Below are 18,260 nucleotides of genomic sequence, written 5' to 3'. Positions count from 1 at the left end.
AGATTTCCCATGAGTAGCCACGATTCCGCCCGGGTGCTGCGCAGCATCCGCGGCATGCCTACCTCCGACGGTGCAGGTGTGCGCCTGACCCGGGTCATTGGCACGCCATCGTTGCCGGAGCTGGATCCGTTCCTGATGCTGGACGAGTTCGGCACGGACCGGGCCGAGGATTACATCGCCGGCTTCCCCGACCACCCGCACCGGGGTTTCGAGACGGTGACCTACATGCTTGATGGACGCATGCGGCACAAGGACAACCATGGCAACGAGGGGTTGCTTACCCCCGGCAGCGTTCAGTGGATGACCGCCGGCCGCGGTCTGGTGCATTCGGAGATGCCCGAGCAGGAGTCCGGTCGCATGCGTGGCTTCCAGCTATGGGTGAACCTGCCGGCGCGCGACAAGATGGGTGAGCCGCGCTATCAGGAGTTCGCACCTGAGCGCATCCCGCAGTTGGCACCGGCTGAAGGCGTGAGTGTGAAAGTAATCGCCGGTACGGTGGATTCGGTCACCGGCCCGATCCAGCAGCCAGCCACCGACCCTGTCTATCTGGATATCGAACTGAGCGCGGGTGCAGCCTGGAGCTATCGCTTGCCTGAAGGCCATAACGTCTTCGCCTATGTGTTCGAAGGTGACGCGCTGTTGGGCGAGGGCGAGGCGGCGCGCACGGTTGAGCTGCAGCAGTTGGCGGTGTTGGGCGGCGGCAGCACACTGCATATGCGTGCCGGTGCCGAGGGGGCGCGGATGATCGTGGTGGCCGGGCGCCCGCTGCGCGAGCCGGTGGCACGGCACGGGCCGTTCGTGATGAATACCCGTGAGGAGTTGATGCAGGCTTTTGTCGACTACCAGGAAGGCCGCTTCTGAGCGATGGCCGGTCCCGCGCGCAATGCGACGGGACCGGCATCAATTGCCAAGCAACAACAGATCAGCATCAATCTGGTCTTAGTTGCTACCAGCCAATGCAGACGGATTGAGATTCAAGGTCTGGGTCAGGTTCTGCAGGGTGCCCAACTCGGCATTGTCGGCGGCGTCGATCCAGATCTGCGCATAGCGGTTCTTGTCCAGCTTGACCACGCTGATACGGCGCGACTCCAGCCCCGGCAGGTCACGGCCGCCCATGTCCAGCTTGTACCAGTGCATCTCGGTACCACCGAACGCGCCTTTTTCCGCGCGCAGCGGGCGGTTCAAGGACAGGCCCGGATCACGCCCGCTCAACATCATGTTGAGGACCGCGCGGCCGTCTTCGGTGGTGGCTTTGCAGACGATGAAATCGCTTTGTGTCTGTTGCTCCCAATGCAGGCCGCTACTGGCTGGCAGCGATGGGCATTGCACGGCCTGCTGGGCGGAAGCGTTGGCGCTGGCGGCGAGCGCCAGTACGGCAGAAAAAACAAGAACAGTCTTCACTTCGCATTCCCCCATGGAACATCGGCCTGATGGCGCGACGAAGTCGTGTGGATGGTTCTGAAGGCAGTACTGGCTGGTGGGTGGTATCCCTCCCTGTGTACGTGCATCCCCATGCGCGCCAGCCAAGTTGCGACGGTATTACAAAAACCCCGTCACTTGCAAAGTGTCCTTTCTGCCAAAGAGAACGGCCCCGCAAGGGGGCCGCTCTGATTAACTGATAACACTTGAAACCAATGTGGTGACTTATTTGTCGCTGCCAATCCACTTGTAGGCCAGGCCGCCGATGGCTGCACCCAGGATAGGTGCCACCCAGAACAGCCACAGCTGGCTGATCGCACCGGGGCCGGCAAACAAGGCAACGGCCGTGGAGCGGGCCGGGTTGACCGAGGTATTGGTGACCGGGATGCTGATCAGGTGGATCAGGGTCAAAGCCAGGCCAATGGCAATCGGTGCGAAGCCGGCCGGAGCACGGCCATGGGTAGCGCCCATGATCACGACCAGGAACACCGCGGTCAGCACCACCTCGCACAGGAACGCAGCAGCGACGGTGTAGCCGCCGGGTGACAGCGCACCGTAGCCGTTGCTGGCGAAGGCGCCGGCCTGGCTGCCGTCGATCAGGAAGCTGGCATTGCCCTTGGCGATCTGCAACAGAATGAAGGCAGCGACGATGCCACCCAGCACCTGGGCAACGATATAGGGCAGAAGGTCCTTGGCCGGGAAGCGACCGCCAGCCCACAGGCCGATGCTCACTGCCGGGTTGAAGTGCGCGCCGGAGATGTGGCCGAACGCATAGGCACCGGTCAGTACGGTCAGACCGAAGGCCAGCGCAACACCGACAAAGCCAATACCCAGCGGATTGGCGTCACCGCCGAACTTCGCTGCCAATACCGCGCTGCCGCAGCCGCCCAATACCAACCAGAAGGTGCCGAGGAACTCGGCAGCCAAACGCTTTCCCATGCTCATGATGATGTTCCCTATGTTTTCCCCGGTACGGGTGTGGGGAAAGTAACGGAGAAGAGGTGGGATGAGTAGTGAAATTGCGAACTATTTCTCGCTTATCCCTGTAGTGATTTAGGCCTATGCATGATCAGCACATCGCCAGCTACAGCAAGGCAGGGGCGGCCATGGGAGTTCCGCCCGTGCCCTGACGGGGAAAGCGGACTCAGCCGGGTAGGGGGATGAACTCCTTGTCGTCGCCGGGAATCGTGCCGAAGCGACCGTTCTGCCAATCGTCCTTGGCCTGTTCGATGCGCTCCTTGGAGCTGGAGACGAAGTTCCACCACAGGTGGCGAGGGCCATCCAGCGGTTCGCCGCCCATCAGCATGGCCTTGAGGGGAGTCTTGGCGCGCAGACGGCTGCGGGCACCGGGCTCGGGAATGATCAGGTGCTGGGTAGGTACATCCACGCCATCCAACTGGGCGTCGCCCTCAAGAATGTAGAGCGCGCGCTCTACATGGGAGTTGTCCAGGTCGATCTCGGCGCCGGGCTCCAGGTCGATGGCGACGTTCAAGGTGTCGGCGAACACCTTGACCGGCGATTCCTCGCCATAGGCGCGGCCGGCGATCACCCGCAGCCAGGCGCCGTCGCGGTGCTGCTGTGGCAACTGATCTGCAGAAAAGTGGAAGAAGCCGGGATCGGTTTCTTCGTGACTCTTGGGCAGGGCCACCCAGGTCTGCATGCCGTGCAGGGCCTGCGCATGTTCGCGCGCCTCGCTGGGGCTGCGCTCGGAGTGGGCGATGCCACGGCCGGCGGTCATCCAGTTGACGTCGCCAGGGCGGATGATCTGCTCCGAGCCCAGGGTGTCGCGGTGGCCGATCTGCCCGGCCCACAGGAAGGTGACCGTGGCCAGGCCGATATGCGGGTGCGGTCGTACGTCGATGCCCTGGCCGGGACTGAAGATGGCCGGACCCATATGGTCCACGAACACGAATGAGCCAACGCTGCGCGCCTGCAGCGACGGGACCGCACGGCGTACCTGGAAGCCGCCAAGGTCATGGACGCGCGGGCTGATGATGGTGGTCATGGCTGGCTGCTCCGGGGTGTTTGAATGTGGGGGCAGGATGGCATGGTGGAAGCGAAGAGGGGGTTGTCGTGCGGGGAATGGATTGTTGTTTTGGTGTTGAGGGTGGGGAAGTTGGAAGCGAGATGCGTTACCCCTCCCCAGCCCTCCCCTTCGCTGCGTGAAAGGGAGGGGGCCAGGGCCTTGAGTGCGCGGAGGGCTGCTGCAAAGCCCCCTCCCTTTGCCAAAGGCAAGGGGAGGGCTGGGGAGGGGTGAGCTCTTGCTCCCGCACATTCACCAAACAAACAAAACCAGTCTGCCCTGCAACTACATCGCTCCCATACCCAAACCCCCGACAAAGAACGGATGCCAGCGTGAAGGGGCTACAATCGCCGTCTTACTTCCCCATCCGGAGACCTCCGCAGTGACCCGCAAACTCGTGCTGTTGCGCCATGGCCAGAGCCAGTGGAACCTCGATAACCGCTTCACCGGCTGGGTGGACGTGGACCTCACCGAGCAGGGCCGTCAGGAAGCCGCTACCGCCGGCCGGCTGATGAAGGAAGAGGGCCTGCAATTTGATGTAGCCCATACCTCGGTACTGAAGCGCGCCATCCACACCTTGCAGGGTGCACTGGCCGAACTGGGTCAGGATTGGCTGCCGGTCAACAAGTCCTGGCGTTTGAACGAGCGTCATTACGGTGGCCTGCAGGGCCTGGACAAGGCCGAAACCGCCGCCAAGCACGGCGAGGAGCAGGTCAAGGTGTGGCGCCGTTCCTACGACATCCCGCCGCCGCCGATGGAGCTGGCCGATCCGGGCCACCCGATCCACGATCGTCGCTACGCCGGCCTGGATCGCAACGCGTTGCCTGCCACCGAGTCGCTGGCGACCACGCTGGAACGCGTGTTGCCGTATTGGCACGACGCCATCGCCCCGCAGCTGAAAGAGGGCAAGACTGTGCTGGTCACCGCCCACGGCAACTCGCTGCGCGCGCTGTACAAGTACCTCAACAACGTGAGCAAGGAAGCCATCCTTGAGCTCAACATCCCGACCGGCATCCCGTTGCTGTTCGAATTGAACGACGACCTCACGGTCAAGTCGTTCCGCTACCTGGGCGACCCGGAAGCAGCCAAGAAGGCTGCCGAGGCCGTGGCCAACCAGGGCAAGGCCAAGTAAGCGATCGGCCGGAAGCAGCACCACTGTTGCCTGCTCCAGTGGTGAATCACAAAAAGACCGATGCCAGCATGCTGGCATCGGTCTTTTTGTATGTGTGGGAGCGGCGTCAGCCGCGAAGCTGGAAACGCTTGAATCGCCGGCCCAGCTGTCATCTGATGATCTCCCTGCTTCGCGGCTTACGCCGCTCCCACAATGAGATCCGGCTGAGCGCCGTGTGAGTGATGCTTGGGAGTAGCGTTGCGGATCAGCGACGGCACGCCGGGTCGGCTTGGCATACCCGGTTGTCGCGTTCGGCAGCCTGTTTGCCCAAGCTGAAGCCAGCGACCAGCTGGAAAATGATCGCCACCAGGACCAGGCTGGCGATCCACAGGCTGATCTTTATCCGGTCAGCTGGACTGATGGCTGCAGCGCTAGCTGCCCGACCCGTGACGGATTCGCCAGTGTCGAGAAGATCCTCCGCCGCAACATCCAGCGCCGCCGCAACCGCCATCCGCGACTCAAGCGAAGCATTGCCTTCGGTTTCCAGCCGTTGCACCGTGCGCGGGCTCAAACCGCAGATGCTGGCCAGATGTTCCTGCGACCAGCCGCGGGCTTCGCGCAGTTGCCGGATCCGCTTTCCGTCGATCTTCACTGTTTCATCTTCCATGCTGCATTCCTGCCGATGTTAGCCGAGCTGCCAGGTTGCCGGGCAACTGCGGTCGAGAACACGACAGTAGGTCGACAGCAGTGTGTCGCCCCAAAGGAATCAACGACTTGTGCGCTTCCAAGGTGGCGGCTGAACTGATCCGCGGTGCGCATGCAAGTGGGAGAGGCAGTCTTCGGATGGGGGCTTTGCCATGGCATCATCGGGCACTGATCACGATGACTGGAGTGTCTGCTTGAGCAAATGGATGATGTCTGTAGTGGCAATGGTGGCGCTGAGCGCCTGTAGTGGTGCTCCCGAAGCTACACCCAATGCCACACCAGAAGCGGCCGCTGCGAAGCCTGCAGCAGCAACCGCGCAGCGTGGCGAAGGCAACCCTTATGAAGTGCTGGGCAGCGAAGTCTGGGGCGTGCCGGATCCGGTCAGTGGCCGCAACTACCAGGTGTTCGTGGCCTTGCCAGCCGGCTACGCGGACAACCCGGACAAGCGCTATCCGGTCTTGTACGTCACCGACGCCGACTATGCCTTCCCGCTGGTCTGGCAGATGGCGCGGCGTTTGAACGTCGAAGGCCGCAAGATCGAGGACTTCATCCTGGTCGGTCTGTCCTATGCCAAGGGCGAGGGCGGCATGCAGAGCCGCCGCCGCGATTACACGCCTACCGCCAATGGCCCGAGTAGCTCGCCGGCCGATGCCGTGCACGGTGGCGCCAGCGACTACATCACCTACCTGGAAACGCAGGCGCTGCCGTTCGTGGCCAAGCGCTACCGCAGTGACGAGAGCCGGCGCATGTTCCTCGGCCATTCCTACGGCGCCTTGCTGGGTACGCAGGTGCTACTGGAACGCCCGCAGTTGTTCAGCGGCTACATCCTCGGCAGTCCGTCGTACTGGTTCGACAAGCATGAGATGGAGCGTCGACTGGCCGCGGCAGGCAAGCCAGCCGAGTTCCCCGCGCGGGCCTATATGTATGTAGGCGAATATGAGTCGGTGCAGCACGGCGGGGATGCCGACATGGTGGTCGATGCGCGGCGCATGATCGGTCTGCTGGGGGCGCGTGGCGGCCAGTCACTGGAGCTGAAGCTGGACGTGCTCAATGACGAGGACCATCTCAGCGTTGCACCGCGTGGCTTCATGCATGGCTTGAAGTACCTGCTGGCCGCGCCAAAGGGCTGAGTCTTCCAATCTTCAGGGGCGGGCCCCGCACGCACAGCGGCCGGGCCAAGCCTGCGGTACCACGACCAACGGCAGGTGTGCCGACCTGCGGCTTGGCTAGACTGCGTTCAATCCCTGCTGCCCGCGCCACGCCATGTCTTCGCCGCCAACCACGCATCGGATCGATGCCGCGCAGGGCCCAACCCGACGCCGGGTGTTCAGTGGCGAGCGTCTGGCCGCACGGGTCAGTTGGTATGCACCGGGTGAGCGCATGCGCCGACACGCGCACGATTGTCACCAGCTCTCGCTGCTGCTGCTCGGCACCTTGATGGAGCAGACCGGGCAGGGCGAGGAGCGGCTGGCTGTGCCAGCATTGGGCGTGAAGCAGGCAGGCGTTGCCCATGCCAATGATTACGGGCCGAGCGGTGCGCTGATGTTGGGTATCGACTTGCCGGCATCGTTCGATCTGCAGGACAAGCTCGGTATCGGCCGTGCCTGGCAATGGCGCGGGCATGCGCTGCAGCCGCTGCTGCTGCAGGGACGGGGACTGTTGTCGGCCTTGTTTGCAGGTGAGCTGGTCGCTGCCGATGTTGATGCCCGGCTCTGGGAATTGCTGGCTGGCATGGCCGGCCCGGACGAGCGCCCCAGCGGCACACCGCCACGTTGGTTGGCGTTGTGCTGCCAGCGTCTGCAGGATGAGAACGTGCAGTTGGCCGATCTGGCTGATGAGCTTGGCGTGCATCCGGTGTACGTCGCCCGTGCCTTTACGCGTTGGATGGGCTGCGCGCCGTCGGTGTTCCGCGCACGTGCACAGTTGCAGCGCGCCCTGCCGCTGTTGGCCAAAGGGCAGGCCCTGGTTGATGTGGCGCAGCAGGCCGGTTTTGCCGACCAATCCCATTTCAGCCGGATTGCCCGCACGCACAGTGGGCTGACCCCGGCGCGGCTGCGCGCGCTGTTGCAGGCGTGAGCAGGTTCAATCCATTCAAGACCCTGGGCAATGCCCTGGCGCATCGTGGCGCTTGTCAGTCACGGAGCCGCACCATGCATCTGCGCAACATCCTGTCCCTGCTAGTGCTGCTGCCGGTTTGGCCGGGCTGCGTGACAACGGCTGCGGCGGCTACGCCGCAACAGGCGACACGGGAGCTGGCGGTATTCCTGGATGGCATTCCGGAGCTTGGGCCGGGCTATGCGGTGGTGATCGTCGATCGTGACCGGCAATTACTGGGCTATACCCGCGGCCTGCGCAACGCCAGCAGCCAGGCGCCGCTGACCATGCACACGCCGATGTACATCGCGTCGCAGACCAAGTCCTACATGGGATTGCTGGCGCAGGTGCTGGATCAGCAGGGCGTGCTGCGCCTGGACAGTACCTTGGCCGATCACTGGCCGCAGCTGCGTCTGCCTGATGGCGTCGATCCGGCCGCCTGGACCTTGGCGGATCTGCTCAATCACCGTGTGCCCTTGAGCGCGGATGCGATCACCACGCTGGAGGCGTACATCGGCAGTCCCGATCCGGCCCTGTATCCGCAGCTGCTGCAGCAGTTCGCCAGCAAGCGCGCCGATGGCTTCGACTACGACAATCTCGGCTACAACATCTACGCGGCGATCCTGCAGCAGCGCACTGGCCGCTCGTGGCAGGACTGGTTGCAGCAAACCTTGTTCACGCCGTTGCAGCTGCACGAAACCGCAACGAACACCTCCAGCTTCGATCCGGCGCAGCTGGCCTTCAACCACCAGTGGCTGGGTACCGAACAGGGCTGGCGGTTGGTGCCACCCAAGCCCGACGCCTTGATGCATTCGGCTGGCGGCACGATGACGTCACCGCGCGACATGGGCCGTTGGTTGCGCTTGCAGTTGGGTGCAGCCTTGTCTCCCCAATTCGATGCACGCTTGCTGGATGCTGCCCACCGCGTCGGTGCCCAGGTCGATCCCAAGGCCCGCAACGCCTACGAGTTGCCCTGCAATGGCTATGCGTTTGGTTGGAACGTGTGTGATTTCGAGGGCCACACGTTGTACATCCACGGCGGCAGCTATACCGGTGCGCGCAGCATGATGGCGTTCTCGCCGGATCTGGGCGTGGGTATCGGCGTGTTCTCCAACTCGGACAATGCCACCGGTTGGTTGACCTCGCGCACCGTGGTGCAGTTCTTCCAGTATCTGGTGGACCATCCGGAAGCTGCTTCATGGGCGCAGATCCGGCGCAATGCCTATCCGCAGCGCGTGACCGAACAGCTGGCGGGCATGCGAGCGCGGCAGGCAAAACAGCATGACGATCCGCGTTGGCAGGGGTGGCAATGGCGGCCGGATTCGACAGCGCCCTATGCCGGTGATTTCCGTGGAGTTACGTTGCCGGTCACTGCGCAGGTGATCGTGGGCGGCGAGGGAATGCAACTTCAGGTGGGCGCACTAAATCGCAAGCTGACACCCGCTGCGCCGGATCTGTTTGCGGCGCAGGATGGGCCGTTGGACGAGGCTGAGTCCATGCAGTTCCAGCGAGATGTGCAGGGTGAGTTATTGGGGTTTGAGTTTGATGGGCAGCGTTATGTGCGTGTGCGTTCCCGGTAGAACGGCACGGGTTGATTCAGAGGTTCGGGTGAAATGGGCGCGCAATTGTTTGTAGGAGCGGCGTGAGCCGCGAAGCTGACATTGCTGCAGTTGCAGATGTTTGTGGCACCTGACGATCTACCTGCTTCGCGGCTTACGCCGCTCCTACAAAAGCCTCGCCGCCTCTGTCAAAGATGTGTCCCTGCACAACGCAAAAGCCCGGCGTTACGCCGGGATTTCGTGCAGCAACGTGATCCGTTACGGCTTACTTGAAATCCAAAGTCTTCTCGAATGACTTCAGCTCATGCCGCGCCATCGCCAGGTTGGCATGGGTGCGGTCGAGCACGACATACAGGAACAAATCCTTGCTGCCGTCCAGCGGGCGAATCAGGTGGTACTGCTTGGACAGGGTCAGCAGGATGTCTTCCACCACGTCGCTCAGACCCAGCGAATTGGCCACGCGACGCTTGGCGCGCACGACGTCGGCGTTGCCGGCGGCGGCAACTTCCATGTTGATGGCGCCGCCACCCAGCGTGCCCAGCGCCATACCGCTGTCGCTGTCCACCAATGCGGCGCCGATGAAACCAGCGATTTCGCTCAAAGCATCAAGTTTTACGTTTGCAGCCATTTCTCATCCAATGAAGTAAGGGTTACTACAAAAGCAAAGCGCGCGCGGGTCCATCCCGGGCGAGCGGCCGCGCAGCATAGCGAAAACCGTTGAATGCATGCGAGCCGGCCAGGTATGCGAGGTGCAACGGTGCGTCTTATGCTTGGCTTGCTGTTTCTGCGGCGAGCGCTGGCAAGGGCTGCAGAACCCACACTGCATGCGCCTACGAAGGCAGGCGGCATCGGCTTGCAATGTTTGGTAACGGTGCTGCCAGTGTTGGATTTCGCACTGAATGGGAGCCGGAACTTCGATGCAATCCCGGCAATGAAACCGTCACGGTCAATTTACGGCCGAGTCGCAGAATGACGGGCAGAGAGCGATCGCCAATCCTATCCACGATGAGGTGCTCGCTCTCCGTCATCGACTATTCCAAACAGCGGGAGCGCACATCATGGGCAAGCCGGCAGTGGTTCTGGTGCATGGTTTCTGGGGCGGAGCGGCGCATTGGGCGCGTGTGATACTGGAGCTGCGACGGCTGGGTTACCAGGATATCCGTGCGGTTGAAAATCCACTCACCTCCTTGGCCGATGATGCCGAGCGCACCCGCAAGATGGTGGCGCAGATCGACGGGCCGGTGGTCCTCGCCGGGCACTCCTACGGCGGTGCGGTGATCACCCAGGCTGGTAATCTGCCCAACGTGAAGGCCTTGGTGTTCATTGCCGCGTTTGCTCCCGATGCCGGCGAGAGCCCGGGCGGGATCACTCAGCAGCATCTTCCGGTCGCAGCGCCGAATCTGGCGCCAGACAGCGATGGCTACCTGTGGCTCAAGCCGGATAAGTTCCATGAAAGCTTCTGCCAGGACCTGCCCGAGGAGGAGGGTTTTGTCATGGGAGTGACGCAGAAGGCGCCATTGGCCAGTACGTTCGGTGACAACATCAGTGACCCGGCCTGGAAGCACAAGCCAAGCTGGTACCAGATATCCAGCCAGGACCGGATGATCGCGCCGGAAAACCAGAAGGCCATGTCCGCCCGTCTCAACGCGCGCAAGGTGATAACGCTGGATGCGGGACATGCATCGTTGGCATCGCATCCGGCGGAGGTCGCGGCCCTGATCGACGAGGCCGCGACGGCTACTGCTGGCTGAAAGCGACACGCACCGTATGCCGCGTTGCCCACTGCGGCGGTGCGGCGGTTCGCATATGCCCTCAGCGGAAGAACTGGCTCGGCGTCAGCCCGAAACGGCGCTTGAACATGGTGGCGAATGCGCTGGGGCTCTCATAGCCCAGCGCCAATGCAACGTCGATGACTTTCTCGCCAATCGCCAAACGTTCCAGGGCACGCAGCAGGCGTGCCTGCTGGCGCCATTGACCGAAGGTCATGCCCAGTTCGCGTGCACACAGGCGCTGGATGGTTTTGACGTCCACCTGCAGGCGGGTCGCCCAGTCCTGCAGGGTGGATGCATCGTCCGGGTGGCGTTGCAGCTGTCTGCCGATCTGGCGCAGCCGTGGATCGCGCGGCTCGGGCAGGTGTAGCGGCAGCACCGGCAGCGTCTGTACTTCGTCCAGGATCAATCGCATCAGCCGGCCATCGCGCGAGTTCTCGGCATAGCGGGCCGGTATTTCCACCGCCGCATGTATGAGCGATGCCAGCAATGGGGTGATGGACACTGCCGATGGAGTCTGCGGCGCGTCCGGCATTGCCTCCGGGGTGATGTACAGGCTGCGCATCTGTACCAGACCGATGCAGTGCACCTGGTGGCCGATGCCGGCCGGCATCCAGATCGCGCGCGTGCTGGGCACCACCCAGCGGCCCATGCCTGCATTGACCACCAGTACCCCGGTTTCCGCGTAGACCAGCTGGTGTCGATCCGGATGATGGTGCAGCGGAATCAAGGTAGTGGTGGGGTAGTCCCGGGCCTTGCAGTACACCGCTGTTTCCGGGCCGACGGGGAGTGGCTGGCGACGGCCTTTTCGGACAGCTGGAATGTCCTTTTCGAAAGGATACATGACCATATCGCGCAGGATGGACGTGAATTGCGACTCTACCATGCGCGTCCGCCCCCACTACGCGGTCATGCCATGTCATCTCCTGCTTCAACGGTTGCAGCTCCTGCCTCACAACGTCGCCCGGTCGCGGTAGGTGTGCTTGCTGCGATCAGTAGTTCGCATCTGGTCAACGACATGATGCAGTCGTTGATTCTGGCGCTGTATCCGATCTTCAAAGGCCAGTTCCATCTGAGCTTCGCCCAGGTGGGCTTGATCACGTTGACTTACCAGCTAACTGCGTCGTTGTTCCAGCCCTTGATTGGCCTGCGCACCGACAAGCGGCCGGCACCGTACTCGCTGCCCATGGGCATGGTGTCCACCTTGTGTGGTTTGCTGCTGTTGGCGTTCGCACCCAACTTCGCAATGGTGTTGGTGGCGGCGATGCTGGTCGGCATCGGTTCGGCGATTTTTCATCCGGAATCCTCGCGCATCGCGCGGCTGGCCTCCGGCGGCCGCCATGGCCTGTCGCAATCGGTGTTCCAACTGGGCGGCAATGCCGGTACTGCGATTGGTCCGTTGTTGGCCGCGGCGGTGATCGTGCCGAACGGACAACGCAGTGTGGCGTGGTTCGCCTGTGCCGCTTTGTTGGGCATAGGCCTGCTGACTTATGTGAGCCGTTGGTACCAGCAGCACCTGCTGGCCGTCGCCACGCAGCCCAAGGTGGCGGCCAAGCATGCCAACCTATTGCCGCCGAAGACCGTGGCCTGGGTGATCGGCATCCTGCTGGTGCTGATCTTCAGCAAGTACTTCTACATCGCTGGTTTGAGCAGTTACTACACGTTCTATCTGATCCAGAAGTTCCATGTTTCGGTGCAAAGCGCGCAGCTGCATCTGTTCGGCTTCCTCGCAGCGTCTGCGGCCGGTACCTTGATCGGCGGGCCGTTGGGTGACCGCATCGGCCGCAAGCCGGTGATCTGGGCCTCGATCCTGGGGGTGGCACCGTTCGCCTTGATGCTGCCGTACGCCGACCTCCAGTGGACCATGATCCTGACGATGGTCATCGGCTTCGTATTGTCCTCGGCGTTCTCGGCGATCCTGGTGTACGCGCAGGAATTGATGCCCACCCGCATCGGCACGGTTTCCGGCCTGTTCTTCGGCTTCGCCTTCGGTATGGGCGGCCTGGGTGCGGCAGTGCTGGGCGTGCTGGCCGACCACACCAGCATCATCTGGGTCTACAAGCTGATCTCGTTCCTGCCGCTGCTCGGCATCGTCGCCGCCTTCCTGCCGAATCCGCGTGCGCCTTGAATGACAGGCGGCGCGCGCACCCTTTGAACGTGGGATTCCCAGTCCCCTCGCAGCGGCAGGGGAAAATTTTGAGGACTGCAGCTTCTGCCCCCTCCCTTTCGCAACGCGAAGGGGAGGGCCGGGGAGGGGTAAAGCTCTTGCTGTAGCGCTGCCGGATCGTCTGATGACCACCCGGCCGGGGCCTCATCCCGGATCGAGGCATCACTGTCCTGGCGGTCGCGGTCGCGGGCGCATGGCGGATGTTTGCTTGTTCATCCGCTGTTTTGCACGAAGTTGCACGATTGCTTGTGTTGATGCATGATTTCGCAATCAAGAGGCTGAGCGCCCAGAGCGATGACTGTCGGTGCTCCTATGCCGAGTCAGATTCCCATCAACGCAGAAAACCATCACATGACCGCCTCGGACCCCGACGCACTCCCGCAGGAGCGCCAGCAGCGCATCCTCGAGCAACTCCGCAAGCACGGTCGCGTAGTTGCCAACGAGCTGGCGGCCGCGTTTGCGGTCTCCGAGGACTCCATCCGGCGCGATCTGCGTGACATGGCCGCCAAGGGGCTGTGCCGGCGGGTATACGGCGGGGCACTGCTGCCGACGCCGCAGTTCGATACTTTGCCTGAGCGGGTAGGGCGGCAGGATCCGGAGCGCAGTGCGCTGGCCGCCCACGCGGCGTCCCTGCTGCTGCCCGGGCAGGTGGTGCTGATGGATGCGGGTTCCACCAATGTCGAGATCGCCCGCGTGCTGCGTGGCACGGCATTGACGGTGGTGACCAACTCCCCTGCCGTCGCCGATGCGCTGGCCGGCGCGCAGGCAACCGAGGTGATGATGATCGGTGGTCGTATCGACCCGCGTAGCGGCGGTGCCATCGGCTCCATCGCATTGCAGCAGCTGACGCAGCTGCAGGCGGATGTCTGTATTCCAGGTGTCTGCGCGGTTGATCCGGAGACCGGCATATGGGGCATCAATGCCGAAGAGTGCGCATTCAAGCAAGCAATGCTGCGGGTCAGCGATACCACGCTGATTGTCGCCAGCAACGAAAAAATCGGCGCACGTGGCAGCTTCCGTATTGCCAGCATCGATCAGGTTGATCAACTGCTGATCAGCGACCGTGTCCCGGCGGAAATGCAGCAGCGGTTGGCGCCAATCGCACAGCGTCTGCATCGGGTTGTCGTCGCGAAAACCTGATTCAACGGATCGAGTGCAAGCAGCGCGGCTGCAGTGCAGATATCAAGGAACAACAAGTGACCAATCCAATCATATTGCAGCGCAGCGAGCAGATAGCCACGCGCGCAGCCTTTTTCGTGCCCGGTTTTGCGATCGCATGCTGGGCGCCGCTGGTACCTTTTGCGAAAGCCCGCGCAGGTCTTGATGACGCAATGCTTGGTGTGCTGTTGCTGTGTCTCGGTCTGGGCTCGTTGCTGTCCATGCCGCTGGCCGGCATGCTGGCAGCACGGCATGGTTGTCGGCCGGTGATGCTGGCAACCGTTTTGATGATGGTGTTGATGCTGCCGCTGTTGGCGGCGGCGTCCACGCCGCTGAGTATCGGCGTTGTATTGCTGGTGTTTGGCGCAGGCATCGGTGCAATGGACTGCGTGATGAACATTCAAGCAGTGGTGGTGGAGCGCGAATCCGGGCGCGCGATGATGTCCGGTTTCCACGCGTTCTATAGCATTGGTGCCTTGACCGGTGCGGCACTGGTAACGCTGCTGTTGTCGGTTGGCGGCGGCGCGCTGTTGTCGACCTTGGTAGTGGCTGCCGGCGTGTTGGCGATCACGGCACTGTCATCGCGCTGGTGGCGCAGCGAGCGAGCAGAGCAGGGTGAAGCCAGCTTCGCTTTGCCGCGTGGCGTGGTGATCGTGATTGGCGCCGTATGCTTCATCAGCTTCCTGGCCGAAGGCTCGATGCTGGATTGGAGCGCAGTGTTCCTGCATGAAGTACGCGGGGTGGAGCTTGCCCATGCCGGTTGGGGCTTTGTTGCCTTCAATATCGCAATGACTGCCACACGCCTGTTCGGCGACCGGCTGGTGAACCAGCTTGGGCCGAGCGTGGCGGTGCTGCTGGGTGGTTTGCTTGCATGTGGCGGGTTTGTACTGGCCACGCTGGTGGCGAGCTTCGCTGTGGCCTTGCTTGGCTACGCGCTGGTCGGCATTGGCTGCGCCAACATTGTGCCGGTGATGTTCAGCCTTGCAGGGCGGCAGACCCGCATGCCCGAGAGCGTTGCCATTCCCGCAGTCACCACCATGGGCTATGCGGGCGTACTGCTGGGCCCGGCGGCAATCGGCTTCATTGCCCAGCAGTGGTCGCTGCCTGCGGCGTTCCTGATGGCTGCGGCGGCGCTTGCGCTTGTCGCGGTGATTGGTTCGTTGCTGCGGGTGCGTTGAGTGCTCCTTTCCATGCTCCAGGTGACTTCGCGCGCGGCCGATTGAAACCGCTGCGGCTTTACGCCTGCTGCCATACGAGTCCGCCTGCTGCTACCGCCGCCATCCGATACGTTTCGCCTTTGACGCGGTTATATGAGGCGCTTTCCTGGCGATCCTGCCTGGCGAAGCGCGTAGGAAAATGCCGCGGTCTTGCCTCACCAAGCGATTTTTAAGTTTTTCCTTATGGTTATTGGCTGCCGTTTTGCTACAGCATTCCAGATCATAGAGTTCGGCGTGATCAAAGGAATGAACGCATGCAATGGATGCAGTATCCGGCCTGGGATGGCCCGGAATCGAAGCATCGGCTGATTGATGTGGAGTGGCCAGGTACGGGTGATTCGCCACCGATATGGCCAAGTAGCATCCGCTACCGCGATGAACTAAGTCGTTCCTTTCAGCTCGAAGCTACCTGCTTCTGCAGTGTTGAGGGGATTGAGGTTAAGCAGCTGCTGGGTAGACACGTGGCCTTCGGCGTGGACACTGGTCCTGGAGAGCGGCGCTGGCTCTCGGGGATCATCACTGCGGCCGCGAAGCGCGATGGCGCTGGTAGTTTCTCGTTGATCGATCTGCAGATCGAGTCCGCCTTGTCGCTGCTGGATCGCCGTCGCACGTGCCGTATCTTCCAGGACCAGAGCGTTCCGCAGATCGTGGCGACGTTGCTGGATGAACATCGTCAGCGCAACGCCATCATCGCCGCTTCGTTCAACCATAAAAGCGAACTACAGCGCGATTTCCCGGCGCGCTCTTACTGCGTTCAGTTCAATGAAAGCGATCATGCCTTCATCGACAGGTTGCTGGCTGAAGAAGGCATCACGTACTACTTCACATTCACCAGACAGTCTGGCGCTGCTGCGCACCAGCTGGTGCTCACGGACAAAGCTATCCGAGCGGATCAGTCGCTGCGTGCACTACATTTCCGGACGCAGGCCGATGCCGTTGGTTCACAGGAGCAATGGCTAACCCACTGGGAGGCCAAGTGCCAACTTGTGGGAAGCCGTGTCAGCCTCTCCAGCCACGACTACCAACCTGCGCATCGCCTGCAAGGTCAGGATGAGAACGTTCAAGAGCATGGTGAGTACGGCCGGCAGGCAGCCGCCAGCCTGACTGACTACCAGTCTTTGGCGCCGTACTACGCTGACCAAGAGCGGGAGCTGAGCAGCTATGCGCGGCTTCGGATGCAGGCTGAAGAGCAACAGGCCAGAACCTTCCTTGGGAGTGGGCGACTGCGCGGCCTGGCCACCGGCGAACGTATCTTGCTGGAGGATCATCCTGCGCATGCGGGACAGAGCGAACATCAGCGTACTTTCGTTGTCACCGGAGTTGATCTGCAACTGCGTAACAGCGTTCCTGAAGCTTGGCAGCTCCCCTCGTCGTTGCTGGAGCAGGCAGCTCAAGGCAATCTGATCGGGGGCGAGGAGCATCCGGATCAGGCAGCGGACGACATCAGACTGTGCTTCAGTGCGGTCCATCGGGATGTGCCCTTGGTGCCGCGCTATGCCGGGACCCTTGATCGCCCGACTGCAGATGGGCCGCAGACGGCCACCGTCGTCGGCCCTGTCGGTGAGGAAATATTTACCGACGAGTTAGGGCGTATTCGCATTCAGTTTCATTGGCAGCGCCCAGAAGAGCATCCGGCTGGCACGGCTGAGGGTAACGAGCGATCTTCAACTTGGGTGCGAGTGGCCATGCCCAGTAGTGGCGATGGCTTTGGCCATCAGTTTGTGCCTCGCATCGGTCACGAGGTGTTGGTCGCCTTCCTGCACAACGATATCGACAGACCGGTGGTGGTTGCCACACTGTACAACGGCAAACATGCGACACCGGGATTCAGTGGACGACGCGGCTTGCCCGGAAATCGCGCACTGTCGGGCATCCAATCGCGTGAGCACCATGGTCAAGGTCACAGCGAACTACTGATGGACGACACTTCCGGGCAGGTCCGTGCCCGGTTGGCAACTACCCCGTTTGCCAGCGAGCTCAACATGGGCAAGTTGAGCTCGCCGCGAGTAGACGGACAGGCGCAGCCACGAGGTGATGGTGCAGAGCTGCGTACCGATGCGGCGCTGGCGTTGCGCGCTGCCCACGGGATCCTGATCACCAGCTATGCGCGCGAACTGGCCCGAGGTGGGCAACTGGACCGGCAGGAGTTGCTGACGCTGCTTGACGAATGCGGCGAACTCTTTCGCGGGTTGGGGCAGACAGCGACCAATCGTGGCGCGAAACAAAGTGTTGGCGAAGGCATGGCGACGTTGCAGGACGCCGTAGCTGCGTGGCCAGAAGCGGGAAATCAAGCCGGTGAGCCGGTCGTCGCCATTGCTGGCGACGCAGGCATCATCAGCGCCACGCCTCAATCGCAGTTGCACTACGCCGGTGGAAACCACGACGTTGTAGCAACTGACAACGTGCAATCGGTTAGCGGTGGCGCCATGCTTCTGCAAGCAGGTGGCGGCGTGTCTGTTTATGCTCAGGATGGTGGTATCCAGGCCATCGCCAATTGCGGCAATGTGCTGGTACAAGCGCAGGACGCGGACATCGCACTAAATGCGCAGAAATTCCTGCATGCATCGGCGAGCGAAGGGGAGGTGCTGGTTACCGCCCCCACCATCCGCCTGGTTGCCGATGACGGCAGCTACATTCGTATTGGAAATGGCATCGAGATAGGTACCTCTGGCGATGCAAAGGTGCATGCAGCCAAGCACGATTGGGTGGGGCCGAAGACAGACAGTGTCGATATTCCAACGTTTGGGCGTGATCCGGCGGCGCGTCAGCCCCGGTTCCACTATGAAGGTGACACAGCTGCTGTAGTTGCCAATCTGGCCTATCGCCTCGTGATGGAGGATGGGGGCGTGGTTGAGGGAACGGCGGGGAGCGACGGGCAGGGGCTACGCGTAGAGCGTGGAACCATGCAGAAAGTGGCTGTTGAAATTGCCAAGTCGGCTGAGGACGGAAGTTGATGCAACGCCTCATCGTTCAAGGGTTGAATGCGCCGTACTACCGCCGATGTGTTCAGGGTTTTCTCCTGCGCTCCGGCTTCACCT

At 62.3% G+C, this 18,260-nt stretch carries 16 protein-coding genes; 10 read left to right on the top strand and 6 right to left on the bottom strand.

The window, feature by feature from the left end; all coding sequences use genetic code 11:
- The first annotated feature begins 9 nt into the window (after nucleotides 1-9).
- Nucleotides 10-861 (top strand): pirin family protein, encoded by an 852-nt coding sequence (locus ACVOLL_RS12780; protein WP_481513220.1) that lies wholly within the window; start codon nucleotides 10-12, stop codon nucleotides 859-861.
- Between the two features lie 78 nt (nucleotides 862-939).
- On the opposite strand, the gene ACVOLL_RS12775 is transcribed toward ACVOLL_RS12780, so the two are convergent.
- The 3 genes from ACVOLL_RS12775 to ACVOLL_RS12765 form a co-directional block, all read right to left on the bottom strand.
- Entirely contained in the window at nucleotides 940-1,416 is a 477-nt protein-coding gene (locus tag ACVOLL_RS12775) for a hypothetical protein (RefSeq protein WP_481513219.1), read from the bottom strand.
- 228 nt (nucleotides 1,417-1,644) lie between these two features.
- The gene (gene aqpZ / locus ACVOLL_RS12770; protein WP_481510554.1) at nucleotides 1,645-2,364 is read right to left on the bottom strand and encodes an aquaporin Z; all 720 of its coding nucleotides are present in this window, start codon (nucleotides 2,362-2,364) and stop codon (nucleotides 1,645-1,647) included.
- Between the two features lie 199 nt (nucleotides 2,365-2,563).
- Entirely contained in the window at nucleotides 2,564-3,424 is an 861-nt protein-coding gene (locus ACVOLL_RS12765; RefSeq protein WP_481513218.1) for a pirin family protein, read from the bottom strand.
- Between the two features lie 400 nt (nucleotides 3,425-3,824).
- On the opposite strand from ACVOLL_RS12765, the gene gpmA reads away from it, so the two are divergent.
- Complete coding sequence (gene gpmA, locus ACVOLL_RS12760) at nucleotides 3,825-4,574, top strand: 2,3-diphosphoglycerate-dependent phosphoglycerate mutase (protein WP_481513217.1); 750 nt, start codon at nucleotides 3,825-3,827, stop codon at nucleotides 4,572-4,574.
- 244 nt (nucleotides 4,575-4,818) lie between these two features.
- On the opposite strand, the gene ACVOLL_RS12755 is transcribed toward gpmA, so the two are convergent.
- Nucleotides 4,819-5,220, bottom strand: a complete 402-nt coding sequence (locus ACVOLL_RS12755; protein WP_481513216.1) for a helix-turn-helix domain-containing protein — start codon at nucleotides 5,218-5,220, stop codon at nucleotides 4,819-4,821.
- A 262-nt stretch (nucleotides 5,221-5,482) separates the two neighbouring features.
- Between ACVOLL_RS12755 and ACVOLL_RS12750 the strand changes: the two genes are divergently transcribed.
- From ACVOLL_RS12750 to ACVOLL_RS12740, 3 genes are all read left to right on the top strand, one after another.
- A complete protein-coding gene (locus ACVOLL_RS12750) occupies nucleotides 5,483-6,388 on the top strand; it encodes an alpha/beta hydrolase (RefSeq protein WP_481513239.1) in 906 nt (301 codons plus the stop codon).
- Nucleotides 6,389-6,521: 133 nt separating this feature from the next.
- Nucleotides 6,522-7,334 (top strand): helix-turn-helix transcriptional regulator, encoded by an 813-nt coding sequence (locus ACVOLL_RS12745; RefSeq protein ID WP_481513215.1) that lies wholly within the window; start codon nucleotides 6,522-6,524, stop codon nucleotides 7,332-7,334.
- A gap of 74 nt (nucleotides 7,335-7,408) precedes the next feature.
- Entirely contained in the window at nucleotides 7,409-8,932 is a 1,524-nt protein-coding gene (locus tag ACVOLL_RS12740; RefSeq protein ID WP_481513214.1) for a serine hydrolase domain-containing protein, read from the top strand.
- 244 nt (nucleotides 8,933-9,176) lie between these two features.
- Here the strand turns inward: ACVOLL_RS12740 and ACVOLL_RS12735 are convergent, their stop codons facing one another.
- Nucleotides 9,177-9,539: a roadblock/LC7 domain-containing protein gene (locus tag ACVOLL_RS12735; protein WP_481513213.1), complete on the bottom strand. Its 363-nt coding sequence runs from the start codon at nucleotides 9,537-9,539 to the stop codon at nucleotides 9,177-9,179.
- 430 nt (nucleotides 9,540-9,969) lie between these two features.
- Here ACVOLL_RS12735 and ACVOLL_RS12730 point away from each other — a divergent pair, with 430 nt between their 5' ends.
- Entirely contained in the window at nucleotides 9,970-10,662 is a 693-nt protein-coding gene (locus ACVOLL_RS12730; RefSeq protein ID WP_481513212.1) for an alpha/beta hydrolase, read from the top strand.
- 61 nt (nucleotides 10,663-10,723) lie between these two features.
- Here ACVOLL_RS12730 and ACVOLL_RS12725 read toward each other — a convergent pair whose 3' ends face one another.
- On the bottom strand, nucleotides 10,724-11,524 hold the full coding sequence (locus ACVOLL_RS12725; RefSeq protein WP_481513211.1) for an AraC family transcriptional regulator: 801 nt from the start codon (nucleotides 11,522-11,524) through the stop codon (nucleotides 10,724-10,726).
- Nucleotides 11,525-11,596: 72 nt separating this feature from the next.
- Between ACVOLL_RS12725 and ACVOLL_RS12720 the strand changes: the two genes are divergently transcribed.
- From ACVOLL_RS12720 to ACVOLL_RS12705, 4 genes are all read left to right on the top strand, one after another.
- On the top strand, nucleotides 11,597-12,808 hold the full coding sequence (locus ACVOLL_RS12720; protein WP_481513210.1) for an MFS transporter: 1,212 nt from the start codon (nucleotides 11,597-11,599) through the stop codon (nucleotides 12,806-12,808).
- A 390-nt stretch (nucleotides 12,809-13,198) separates the two neighbouring features.
- The gene (locus ACVOLL_RS12715) at nucleotides 13,199-13,987 is read left to right on the top strand and encodes a DeoR/GlpR family DNA-binding transcription regulator (RefSeq protein WP_481513209.1); all 789 of its coding nucleotides are present in this window, start codon (nucleotides 13,199-13,201) and stop codon (nucleotides 13,985-13,987) included.
- 56 nt (nucleotides 13,988-14,043) lie between these two features.
- Nucleotides 14,044-15,183, top strand: a complete 1,140-nt coding sequence (locus tag ACVOLL_RS12710; protein ID WP_481513208.1) for an MFS transporter — start codon at nucleotides 14,044-14,046, stop codon at nucleotides 15,181-15,183.
- A 293-nt stretch (nucleotides 15,184-15,476) separates the two neighbouring features.
- The gene (locus ACVOLL_RS12705; protein ID WP_481513207.1) at nucleotides 15,477-18,176 is read left to right on the top strand and encodes a type VI secretion system Vgr family protein; all 2,700 of its coding nucleotides are present in this window, start codon (nucleotides 15,477-15,479) and stop codon (nucleotides 18,174-18,176) included.
- Nucleotides 18,177-18,260: the final 84 nt, after the last annotated feature.

This window comes from Stenotrophomonas sp. STEN035 (assembly GCF_056759935.1).
The sequence above is the reverse complement of the archived record's forward strand: the minus strand, read 5'-3'. Positions and strand labels throughout refer to the sequence as shown.

Bases quoted from the DNA above. Each gene is read 5' to 3' on its own strand.
- ACVOLL_RS12780 (WP_481513220.1), top strand. From the start codon at position 10: ATGAGTAGCCACGATTCCGCCCGGGTGCTGCGCAGCATCCGCGGCATG.
- ACVOLL_RS12775 (WP_481513219.1), bottom strand. From the start codon at position 1,416: ATGGGGGAATGCGAAGTGAAGACTGTTCTTGTTTTTTCTGCCGTACTG.
- aqpZ (WP_481510554.1), bottom strand. From the start codon at position 2,364: ATGAGCATGGGAAAGCGTTTGGCTGCCGAGTTCCTCGGCACCTTCTGG.
- ACVOLL_RS12765 (WP_481513218.1), bottom strand. From the start codon at position 3,424: ATGACCACCATCATCAGCCCGCGCGTCCATGACCTTGGCGGCTTCCAG.
- ACVOLL_RS12755 (WP_481513216.1), bottom strand. From the start codon at position 5,220: ATGGAAGATGAAACAGTGAAGATCGACGGAAAGCGGATCCGGCAACTG.
- ACVOLL_RS12750 (WP_481513239.1), top strand. From the start codon at position 5,483: ATGGTGGCGCTGAGCGCCTGTAGTGGTGCTCCCGAAGCTACACCCAAT.
- ACVOLL_RS12745 (WP_481513215.1), top strand. From the start codon at position 6,522: ATGTCTTCGCCGCCAACCACGCATCGGATCGATGCCGCGCAGGGCCCA.
- ACVOLL_RS12740 (WP_481513214.1), top strand. From the start codon at position 7,409: ATGCATCTGCGCAACATCCTGTCCCTGCTAGTGCTGCTGCCGGTTTGG.
- ACVOLL_RS12735 (WP_481513213.1), bottom strand. From the start codon at position 9,539: ATGGCTGCAAACGTAAAACTTGATGCTTTGAGCGAAATCGCTGGTTTC.
- ACVOLL_RS12730 (WP_481513212.1), top strand. From the start codon at position 9,970: ATGGGCAAGCCGGCAGTGGTTCTGGTGCATGGTTTCTGGGGCGGAGCG.
- ACVOLL_RS12725 (WP_481513211.1), bottom strand. From the start codon at position 11,524: ATGTATCCTTTCGAAAAGGACATTCCAGCTGTCCGAAAAGGCCGTCGC.
- ACVOLL_RS12720 (WP_481513210.1), top strand. From the start codon at position 11,597: ATGTCATCTCCTGCTTCAACGGTTGCAGCTCCTGCCTCACAACGTCGC.
- ACVOLL_RS12715 (WP_481513209.1), top strand. From the start codon at position 13,199: ATGACCGCCTCGGACCCCGACGCACTCCCGCAGGAGCGCCAGCAGCGC.
- ACVOLL_RS12705 (WP_481513207.1), top strand. From the start codon at position 15,477: ATGCAATGGATGCAGTATCCGGCCTGGGATGGCCCGGAATCGAAGCAT.